Source organism: Lentilactobacillus sp. TOM.63, from assembly GCF_030361045.1.
GTDB lineage: Bacteria > Bacillota > Bacilli > Lactobacillales > Lactobacillaceae > Lentilactobacillus > Lentilactobacillus dabitei.
Map to the genome: position 1 here is coordinate 41,842 of NZ_JAUCAP010000012.1, position 10,460 is coordinate 52,301.

Below are 10,460 nucleotides of genomic sequence, written 5' to 3' on the forward strand. Positions count from 1 at the left end.
CATCGTTTTTGAAACTTTTTAAAAAGCTTTGTGTTTTGGGGGAACGAGAACGATTCTCGTTTCACCACCTTTGACGCTTGTTAATTCATGCAACAAAGGAGATTGGTATTATGGCAAATGAATTAATGAATCGTTTCAATGTAGATCCGTTCTTTGATCAAATGGCACGTCGTTTCTTCAGTCCTTCTGATGTAGACAATGATTACATGGTTCAAGGTAACCTGAAGACCGATATCACCGAAAATGACAAGGATTACACTTTGAAGGTTGATGTACCAGGCATTGATAAGAAGAATATCCACTTGGTATATCAAAACGACAATTTGGCATTGAGCATCGACCAAGCCCAAGAATCCGAAAAGAAGGATGAACAAGGCCGCGTAATTGCCAGCGAACGTAGTCATGGCATCATGTCAAGAACATATGAGTTACCTGGTGTTGATCGTGACAACATTTCAGCCCAAGTTAACGATGGTGTCTTGACAGTCACATTGCCAAAGGCTGCTGAAAGCCAGGATAGCAATAACCAAATTGAGATTCAGTAATTAATTGACCATAATTATTAGGCCTAAAAAAGCAAACCAATTCGGAGACGTTTCTGAATTGGTTTGCTTTTTTGTTATGGGGTTACGGTTTGGGTGCTTGGCTTCATAGTCGAATGATGCTCCGCAAAGCAGAAGCTTGCATATAAGTCCCCGTATTCTAAAATCCTCATTGTAGGACTGCTCCACCAAGCAGCAATCTGCATGTAAGCCCCTCTGTCTTGGCTTCATAGTTGAATGATGCTCCGCAAAGCAGAAGCTTGCATATAAGTCCTCTCGTCCTAAAATCCTCAAAACCAGGATTTTAGGACGAGAGGACTTATACTCCAGCTTCTAAGCGCTTTGCTACGCATACTAGTCTAGATGTGCCGAATTCTGCAATCTAATCATGTCATAATAATACCCACGTTTCTTCATCAACTCATCATTAGTGCCGCGTTCAACAATCTTGCCGGCATCTAGCACCAAAATGAGGTCAGCATTTTGAATTGTTGACAATCGATGGGCAATTGCAATCGTTGTTCTGCCCTGCTGAAGCTTTGCCAATCCCGTTTGGATAATCTGTTCGGTTTCCGTATCGATGTTTGCGGTTGCCTCATCTAGAATCAAAATCTTAGGATCCGTTACCAACGTTCTGGCAAACGAAATGAGTTGCCGCTGGCCGCTCGAATAGCTGGCTCCTCTTTCAATCACCCTGGCATCATACTTTTGTGGCAAGTCCTCGATAAATTTATCAGCCTGTACAAACTGGCTGCACTTCTAACTTCTTCATCACTAATTTTTTCGTTAAACATTCTGATATTTGAGGCCACCGTGCCATAGAACATAAAGGGTTCCTGAAGCACCAAGCCCATTTTTTTGCGTAATTCTTGAATCGGATAATCTCGAATATCGCGGTCATCAAGCAAGATTTGACCCTCACCAAATTCATAGAAGCGCATCATCACATTGATGATTGATGTTTTTCCACTACCAGTTTCGCCAACCAACGCGACCGTTTGCCCAGGTTCTGCGACAAACGACACATCATGAAGAACTGGATTGACGTTATCGTATGAGAACGTTACGTGTCGAAATTCAATCTTTCCCTGAGTGATCGTTGCACCCTTAACCGGATGTTGCTGGGGTTCGACGGTTTGATCGTCCATTATTCGGAACACCCGCGAACCGGCAACGACACCATCTTGAAAATCACTGAGCCGATCCATCATTTCAGACATTGGGTTGTAAAAGTTGTTCAAATAAGTGATAAACGCGTAAATCACACCGGCCGCCACATAGGCGTGCAAACCACGAACACCAAACATCCCTAAAACAAGCACCGTTCCTAATGCATAAAAGAGGTTAATCATGGGGTTCAATAACAACGAATTAATCCGAATCATTGCTTTTCGAGTATTGTAGTACTGATCGTTAGTCCCATTAAATTCTTGATTAATCCGTTTCTCCTGGCGGAACTGTTGGATCACGCTAATCCCAGTGATCCCTTCGGCCAGCTTCGCATTCAAAAGGCTCAAGCGCTCCCGCATCTGCCGGTAAACCCGGGTACTATACCGCTGGTAATACCAAACCATCACAAATAAAAAGGGCATGAACACCAGCAGCCACAGCGAGATCTTAGTATCCACCATGTACATTGCGATAAATGATGAAACCATCGCAGAAACCGTTACAATCAAACTATTAAACAGGGCCCAAAAATTCGCAAACGCCATGGTATCGTTTGTCAATCTGGAAAGAATTGAGCCACTGGGGGTCTGATCAAAGTAACGCATCCCCAAAGTGTGCAGTTTCGCAAACAGTTTTCGGCGGGTGTTTTCGAGCATATACTCGGCACCCATTTCATATAAATAGGATTGGACGAACTGCATGATCGCCTTCATGACCATTCCAAAGAAGTAAAGGCCCGCAAAGAACCACATCATTTGGAAGTCGGTTTGGCCAACCACCAGATGGCTGTCCATGTAAACTTGAATAATTCGGGGTAAATAAATATTGACGACGGCAACCGCAATCGAAAACCCTACGGAAAAATAGAAGTACCACTTGTAAGGGGCGGCATAACGAAATAATCGGCCAATGATCCGCAGCTGTTCACCAAACGGAATGCTCTTCGACCAAGCCGATTGATGTTTTAAATTATCCATTAGTTCGCACCTCCCTTGACTTTCGTTTCCAGTTCCTGACGCTCAAACATTTCCCGATACCAGCCGCCACGGGCCATCAATTCAGTATGGGTGCCCCGTTCAACAATTTGACCGTCATCGATTACCAAAATTTCATCTGCGTTCATCACTGAACTCAACCGGTGAGCAGAGATAATCGTCGTCTTATTTTGCCGTTCAGCGTGCAAATTAGTCAGGATTTGCGTTTCGGTTTCCGCATCAACGGCCGACAAGGCGTCATCCAATATTAACAATTCTGGGTTAATTAACAGCGCTCTAGCAATCGCCAACCGTTGTCGCTGGCCACCGGACAAAGAAATCCCTTCTTCGCCAACAGCGGTATCGTAGCCATCGGGCATGGCCTGAATTTGCTCATATAAGTCACTTTTCTGAGCAGCTTCCTCGACTTGAGCCTGACTGGATTCTGGCCGGGCAAAGCGAATATTCTCCCGAATGGTATCTGAGAACAGAAAGGTATCTTGAGGAACATAGCCAATTGCTGGAATCAACGCATCCAGCTTGTAGTGTTTAATATCAATCCCACCAAATTGAATGGATCCCTGATAATTATCAAACTGGCGTAAAATCAATCGTAAAATTGTACTTTTACCAGAACCAACTTTACCCACCAGGCCTACCGTATGACCTGCAGGCACCTTAAAATCAATATTCTGCAAGGCCGCCCGCTGATCATCCGGATAGGAGAACTTCTGAATATGATAGTCAATCTCACCTTTTGGCGCCTTGTCCACACCATCGGCATCGTCAATGATCGCACTTTTTTGTTTCAATAGGTCCATTACCCGGTCGTAACTGGCATTCCCTCGTTCCAGGGTATTAAACAGCATGCCGACCGCGAACATCGGCCAAACCATCATTGCCAAATACGACACAAACGACACTAATGACCCAATTGTGATCGAACCATTTGTCACCAAATAACCGCCATAGACAATCGTGACCACGTACGACAAGGCAATAATCATGGTTGTCATTGGATCAAATAATGAGTCCAGCCGGTTAACCCGCCGGTTAATATTGATTGTGGTGGCAACCTGGTTGTTAAAATCATTCATATCTTCTTGCTGCTGCCCTAAGCCTTTGATCACTTTGATCCCCGTGATACTTTCTTCAGCCTTGTTATTGAGGCGTGAAAAGGCAGCTTGTGAGTCTCTGAAGGCAATATGAATCTTAGTTCCCAAGTATCGAGCCATGACAGCCAATAATGGAAACGGAATAATTGCAATTAATGTTAGCCGCCAATCAATTAGGGTAATCATTGCGATTAAGGTAGTGCCGCCAGTGATCATCGAATCCGCAAACTGCAGGATGCCACCGCCGGCCACCCGTTGAATTGCGGACAAGTCATTGGTCGCGTGAGCCATCAAATCACCCGTCCGATATTTTTGGAAGAATTCCAAATCCATTTCGGTGTAGTGTTTAAATAGTCGGTTTCGGAAGACTTTTTCCAGCTTAGCCGCTTCGCCCCAAATAGCAGTCCGCCACATATAACGGGCACCGTACTGGGCAAAGGCCGCCAACGTCAATATCCCCAGCAAAACCAGCAGGCTTTGACTCGACAATTTGCCATTATGGATCGTATCGACCAAGACCCCAATAATGCGTGGGGGAACGATCCCGACTAGTGCTGTCAACAGCAGGCCAAATAAGCCAATCAGGTAAATTTTCCATTCCTGCTTGAAGTACCAACCTAATTTGATGAAGATACTCATACTTCCACCTCTTAAAATTAAAAATTAATGAAATAAAACAATTCTAGCATATATTTGATATGTTAACACGGTTACCGTTGCTATGATGTCATTATAGTGTTACTATTTTGACATCAATTATCATGAAATTCTCATAATCACACAATGGAGGTAATTACCATGTTCAGCGAAATTGGACAACTTATATTTGATAATGAAGCCGTCGCGAAAACCTCCGACTTTACCATGGGATTGGAAATCGAAATGCAACGGGTAGACGAAAATAGTAACCTGAGCCAGGAACCCTATCCTGCTGCTGCCGGTGATGAACAAACCAATCCTTGGATTACCAATGATTTTCTGGAAACGATGTCAGAAGTCGTTACCCCGCCTGCCAAAGGACAAGCGCGAGGTTCCCCTTGCTAAAATGGGGCCGAAGAAAGAGGCGTATCTAAAGGAGTGGGTTAAACGCCATGGATTTTCAGCCGGAACCCCCTGTGGTGCTCACCTTAACCTCAGTATCGATCCCCATGTTTTTAATTTGGTCTATGATAATATGCAAGACCGTTTTGACTCTAAAGTCGCCCTTTCAAACTACCTATATGCAAAAATTGCTCAGGGTTTTCTCCGTTATCGCTGGGTTATTACATATTTATTTGGGGCTAGTCCCGTTGCAGAAGCGAATTACTTCGACAAAGATAAAGGACCCACCGCTCCCATTCGCAGTATCCGTCAGAGTTCGCATGGCTTCGGCAATCCATTTCGAGGCGATTACACCACTGTTCAACGATATGTCAACAACATTGAACAGGGGGTCAAAGAAGGTAAGCTGATCTCCGACTATGAATTTCATGGTGCTGTCCGTTTCAAGGGCAATACCAACTTGAAAGAATTACCAAAAACCGGCGTCAATTACCTAGAATTAAGAATGTTGGATTTGGATCCCAGCAGTTCCGTGGGCATTCGCACCAATACCTTGCGTTTCTTCAGATTGTTAGCCAGCTACTTCATCATGTCACCCGGTCTGCACCCCGAAGATGTCAGCAGGGTCATCACCCGCGCCGATGCACTGAACGAGGAAGTTTCTGAGGAACATCCAAATGATGTCTCCAAATACCAGGCAAGTGCCGGAGCATTCTTACAAAGCCTTGAAATGTACGCCAATAAGATCCAATTAGGCCCCGAATACCAAGAGGAAATCGAGGACTTACAAGACCGGGTTGAAAATCCGTTAACTACGCCTAGTGCCAAGTTAATTACGCATTTAAAAGATGGTTCATTAACCGAATACGCAATGCGCCGAGCTAAACGATATCAAGAATCGGCCTTACAGTCAATCAGACCGTTTAAAGGATTCGAAAATAAGACAAAACTGTCCGCCGATCAGCTCAAACATGAGCTATTTAAGGGCAGCTGGGAACCCGACAAAGATAAGCAGCAGGAATAATCATTATATGAAAGCAAAATTCACCTATTTTTCATGCTTTTGGAGTATACTCATTGGATAGTTTTGAGGGATCACCTTATATTGTCATTAATCAAAATCAAAAATTGAGGAGGGGTTTATTTGCGCCCAAGAATCGCATTACCTGCCGACACACTTGCTGAGGCAACCAACGTTATTAATGAACGCAACGCAGCGTTCGCACCCCGACCGGCGATTGAAGCAATCGTCAAGTCCGGTGGCATCCCCATTATCTTTCCGAGTGTGAATCCGGAAGATGTCCGCGATTATATGACCCTGTTTGATGGGGTCTGTTTCCCAGGAGGGGCAGATGTCGATCCCACTTTCTACGGCGAAGAGCCTTTCCAGAAATTAGGTATGACGTATCTCAAACGCGACTTATTTGAAATTGAATTGTTGAAGCAATCAGTCACTGCCGGCAAGGCCATCATGGGTATTTGCCGTGGTATGCAGCTGATCAACGTTGGTCTGGGCGGCACCCTCTATCAGGATTTATCCCAAGACCTCCACGCGACCTTGAAGCATTCGCAAGAAGCCCCAGGAAATATGCCCTCCCATCATGTCACAGTTGATCCAAACAGCCGCTTACACGACATCATCGGATCCCGGCCCTATGTTAACTCGAGGCATCATCAAGCAGTCAAGGACGTTGCCCCCTATCTTAAAGTAACCGCCAGAGCCGACGACCAAGTAATCGAAGCGGTCGAATCGATCGACAATGACCAAATCTTGGCAGTCCAGTGGCATCCTGAAAATATTTACAAACACTACGAAGATTCAAAGAAGCTGTTTAAAGACTTTGTGGATCGAAGCCGAAAAGTGGCGGAAAAGACAAGGTAGAGCGCGACGAGCCCCGGGTTGATCCTGGAGCCTAAGATGGAGTGTGGTCAATGATGAACGTCTCTTGTTCATTATTGGCCACACTCCATCTTAGGCAGTAAGAATCAGGGGCGTCGGAGCGCGTTTAGAGCGCATAACCAAGTGGGTGGCATGCGCTTGGTGGCGCCACAATTCACCTCCATTGCCAACCCCTAATTGCACTCATTAAAACAATCAATTCAAAAGGGTCGCCCGTCATCACATTTGACCAGGGCGACCCTTTTACGTAAACTGAAGCTACCAGAAATAACCGAAGGGGAGCTTACTATTATGAAAAGATTTCTATTAGGGATCCTAATGGCCGTCAGTCTGTTGTTGATTCCAACAACTGTCACTCACGCCAACACTATCAACCTCAAAGCAATTAATGCGAATGTTCACCGTTACTATCGAACCAACAGAGCAGTCAAAATCAAAGTGGGTTTAGTTAACAAGACTAAGCATTACCTCAGCCGCACCTTAGTCCTGCCCCCAAATACAATCATTAGTTCAAACAGTGGCACTACGGATAGCAAGGGCCGCATGAATCAAATGGATATCAACATCCGTTACCTGAGCTATGCCGTGGTGAAACCAATCCTCAAGAATGGTTACTATCTTGCCAACCAAGATCCGGAAGGTAATTTTTCGACCAAGCAGTTTACCCGGATTAAGCGGCCAGCCTATCGTTTAGCTTATAGCGATGGCGATTTGTATGCGGGTAAGGTTCCAACCGCCAACAGCAATTTCTATGAAACCAACCAAATCCTGATTACGACTGATGGCTATCTGGAATTCTATCGTTATCATCCGACGAGTTCGCTAGCTAATCCAACCAGCGGATTCTTAAACCAGCCAACTTCTGCTGCTAAGATCACCGCCACCAAGGTAAAGGGCAACTCTCGTTATCTGTACACTCGAACTAAAGTCAGCGGTACCAACGCCACTCATATTAAAAAATCCGGCAACTATCGATACCGGTTGCGAATCACCAACCTTCACAAACCGCAAACCAGAAAATCTGAAAACGGGGCGGGTTACTGGAGTTATTATTCAATCGCAGGAAAGCTTTTCTATACATTGATTGGTAATGATGATGATTAAGTCTTGAAACCAATATTTGATCGTTTAAATTTAATTTAGCGTATTCTGCCATACTTCATCCGTTAAGTATGGCAGTTTTTTTAGCGTTTGTTGAGCAGCTTTCAACCGATAAGTAATCATTCGGGTAAATGACCGTCTGAAATCTTTGCCATGCGTTGCGTACACTGTGCCTTCAAATCGCTGTTGGCCACTGCTATCCCGATAGTCGATGACAATATCGCGCATCAACCAATCGTGCTTTCTCATAAATCGTTTAATAGCAGCGGGTTGGTTGACTCGTAACGCAATGCGGGTTAAAAATTGGCGCTGATCCGCGTGATCTTGGTACCACTGAGCCTCCCGGGAGGAAATACTAACGCTATCCCCATTCAATAATTGGGTGGTTAATAAATTTTGAAATTCATTAGTGATGATCAGCTCCCTAGATCTTGCTCGGTCGGCAAAATACAAGCTGGTTGTTTCATACTCGAGGTCGGCATTCAGTGTGTTCGTCACTTTTTGAATCGCGCCCGCCTCATCAAGAAGTTGGGCATGAAAATTGGCAGAAATAATTGGCATATCCAACTTGAAACTGACCTGTTCCAGTCTGGGGCTGGTCAATAAGGGAAGAAGTTGCTTGATCAAAAAATCAATCAGGGGCTCTTCTTTAATGTTAAGCAACCGATTTGGTGAGATTTCGATGGTCACTTTAATTTCACCACTGGTACTGCCAAGTTGAGGGGCCGCGCTGACGGTCAAAAATTTTCGAACGGCATAGCCAAATCCCAACGGACTTCTGACAATATATTCCGTTGAATCAATTAAATGAAGCTGATCATAAAAGATGACACCCCGATATTTTTCAGTCCCCACAACGGGAATTGGCCCGCTTTTCTGACTTGTCGGAAAAGCCTCGATTAAGTTTTGCAGCATTTTGTATGCCTGCTGGGTCATCGTACTTGTTAACTTGATTGTTTGTACATCGAAGCTTAGCCCTTTAATTGGGTAGCCAATTTGTCGGCGACTGAACTGCTCATCCATTTGTTGCTGATAACGATGATTAAGCTGCTGATATTGTTCAGTACCATATTCGTTTGGATTAAAGATGCGTTCACTATTTGCCAAAATGATCATGCCACTTCCCTGCTGATCTTAACAATTAACCAAATATCGCGAAATTGTTCGGATTTACGGGTCAATTTTACTGTGAGTTTGCCATCATGTCAAATGCAAAAATTAATTAATGGCAACGTTGACAAATTGATAATTGGGTGTTATACTTAGTGTGTATTAACGATTCGAGTTTAATAAAAGAAGGCAGCCAGAGCAAATTTTCATTTGTTTCTGGTTGCTTTTTTCTATCCTGACTTACAAGTCAGTTACTTAATTTCGACATTCTGACCTTGTCTTAATTTCTCAAGAATTGCCTTTTGCTCAACTGGACTTAGGTTCTCAAAACCAATGGTAGGGTTATGAATCAAGTCATCTTGGTAACCCTTAGCAAACTTCACCAATAGATCTAATAGTCTGCCAGCGGTTGCGTCCGTCCATTGGGTCATCCTGGCACTAGGGGTCAATGCAGGATTACTAATCCGCTCTTGCATCTTAAAACATGGTTGTTGAGCGGAGAAAGGGATCACAATATCCGCGCTAAAAAACTGAAGATTACGAATCAATTCATGTGCTTTGTCCTGATACTCGCAAGATTCAAGTGGATCCTCCAAAGCAACGTGCTCGTTTAGTTGCTGTGCTTCTCGAATTTCTTGATCGGCATTTGAAAGGTCAAATGGCTGCTTGGCAACAAAATAGGCAAACATCAGCCGTACCAAATTGACCGCATCTGCCGAAATGCCATACGGCTCAAAGGGATCCAAATCAAACATGCGCAATTCAATGTATGCAATCCCGGCAGTGCACAATTTCTCAACCCCGCCGGTTTGTTTCAACCGCACACTACCGTAGTATTCCCGATCCGCAATTAACGCATCGGTTTTAACCGCTTCCAAAATGCCGCCTACATAGTCACTAACGCTTTGATAACTGGTTAAGAAACCATTGCCAAAACCAAAGTGTGAATTTCGTAATGAACGGACTGGATGAGCAGGTGCTGGGGTATCCTTGGCAAAGTAATTTCCAAAAGCTAGCGGTGTTGCGCCAAACAAGTAAGTCAACAACCACCGATATTGCATGAATCCAACCGCTGCCTGAAGATATGCTTGATCGACCGCTGCTTGATTTCTTTTTCCACTCAACTGGTTAATCGATTGAGCCGTTAAGCCCACATTAACATGAACCCCCGTTTCAGCCGTTCGTTCAATCTTTCGAATTCGGGCAACTTTTTGCCTGTATTCATAGTTAGCCTGATCAGTATGCGCAATAATAATGTCGGAATGATCAGCCCGCAACTTGGGCGGCATGCTGTTCGGCCATAAATACTCACCTTCTGCCAATTCTCCTCGAAGAGCCTGATGGTAAGCCCCAAGATAGTTTAAAGCTCTTTGAGTTGTTGTCGCAGGCGGGGTAATCAACTCTGATTGGGTTTCTAAAAAATCGTTCTTAGAAACTGTTTGAGATCTAAATTGAGTTTTGGTATACTTTTGCAAAAAAGGAAATTGTTATGCCTAATTATCCCAGT

6 protein-coding genes and 2 pseudogenes are annotated in these 10,460 nt (G+C 44.3%); 4 read left to right on the forward strand and 4 right to left on the reverse strand.

The window, feature by feature from the left end; all coding sequences use genetic code 11:
• The first annotated feature begins 110 nt into the window (after nt 1–110).
• Nucleotides 111–545 carry an Hsp20/alpha crystallin family protein gene (locus tag QUF07_RS03855; RefSeq protein WP_217164446.1) on the forward strand — a complete coding sequence of 145 codons (435 nt, stop codon included), beginning with the start codon at nt 111–113 and terminating at the stop codon, nt 543–545.
• A gap of 351 nt (nt 546–896) precedes the next feature.
• On the opposite strand, the pseudogene QUF07_RS03860 reads toward QUF07_RS03855, so the two are convergent.
• Nucleotides 897–2,689: pseudogene (locus tag QUF07_RS03860) on the reverse strand (ABC transporter ATP-binding protein).
• On the reverse strand, nt 2,689–4,440 hold the full coding sequence (locus QUF07_RS03865) for an ABC transporter ATP-binding protein (RefSeq protein ID WP_289426828.1): 1,752 nt from the start codon (nt 4,438–4,440) through the stop codon (nt 2,689–2,691). Before QUF07_RS03865 ends, QUF07_RS03860 begins: the two are co-directional and overlap by 1 nt.
• Nucleotides 4,441–4,599: 159 nt before the next feature.
• Between QUF07_RS03865 and QUF07_RS03870 the strand changes: the two are divergent.
• The 3 genes and pseudogenes from QUF07_RS03870 (at nt 4,600) to QUF07_RS03880 (ending at nt 7,846) form a co-directional block, all read left to right on the forward strand.
• Nucleotides 4,600–5,866 (forward strand): annotated as a pseudogene (locus QUF07_RS03870) (glutamate--cysteine ligase).
• A gap of 120 nt (nt 5,867–5,986) precedes the next feature.
• Nucleotides 5,987–6,724: a gamma-glutamyl-gamma-aminobutyrate hydrolase family protein gene (locus tag QUF07_RS03875; protein WP_054748943.1), complete on the forward strand. Its 738-nt coding sequence runs from the start codon at nt 5,987–5,989 to the stop codon at nt 6,722–6,724.
• Between the two features lie 309 nt (nt 6,725–7,033).
• Complete coding sequence (locus QUF07_RS03880) at nt 7,034–7,846, forward strand: hypothetical protein (protein ID WP_289426829.1); 813 nt, start codon at nt 7,034–7,036, stop codon at nt 7,844–7,846.
• Nucleotides 7,847–7,876: 30 nt separating this feature from the next.
• Here QUF07_RS03880 and QUF07_RS03885 read toward each other — a convergent pair whose 3' ends face one another.
• Complete coding sequence (locus QUF07_RS03885; RefSeq protein WP_289426830.1) at nt 7,877–8,959, reverse strand: hypothetical protein; 1,083 nt, start codon at nt 8,957–8,959, stop codon at nt 7,877–7,879.
• Between the two features lie 245 nt (nt 8,960–9,204).
• Entirely contained in the window at nt 9,205–10,428 is a 1,224-nt protein-coding gene (locus tag QUF07_RS03890) for a glutamate--cysteine ligase (RefSeq protein WP_353960957.1), read from the reverse strand.
• Nucleotides 10,429–10,460: the final 32 nt, after the last annotated feature.

Coding starts and splice junctions, on each gene's coding strand:
- QUF07_RS03885 (WP_289426830.1), bottom strand. CDS start 8,959: ATGATCATTTTGGCAAATAGTGAACGCATCTTTAATCCAAACGAATAT.
- QUF07_RS03855 (WP_217164446.1), top strand. CDS start 111: ATGGCAAATGAATTAATGAATCGTTTCAATGTAGATCCGTTCTTTGAT.
- QUF07_RS03880 (WP_289426829.1), top strand. CDS start 7,034: ATGAAAAGATTTCTATTAGGGATCCTAATGGCCGTCAGTCTGTTGTTG.
- QUF07_RS03865 (WP_289426828.1), bottom strand. CDS start 4,440: ATGAGTATCTTCATCAAATTAGGTTGGTACTTCAAGCAGGAATGGAAA.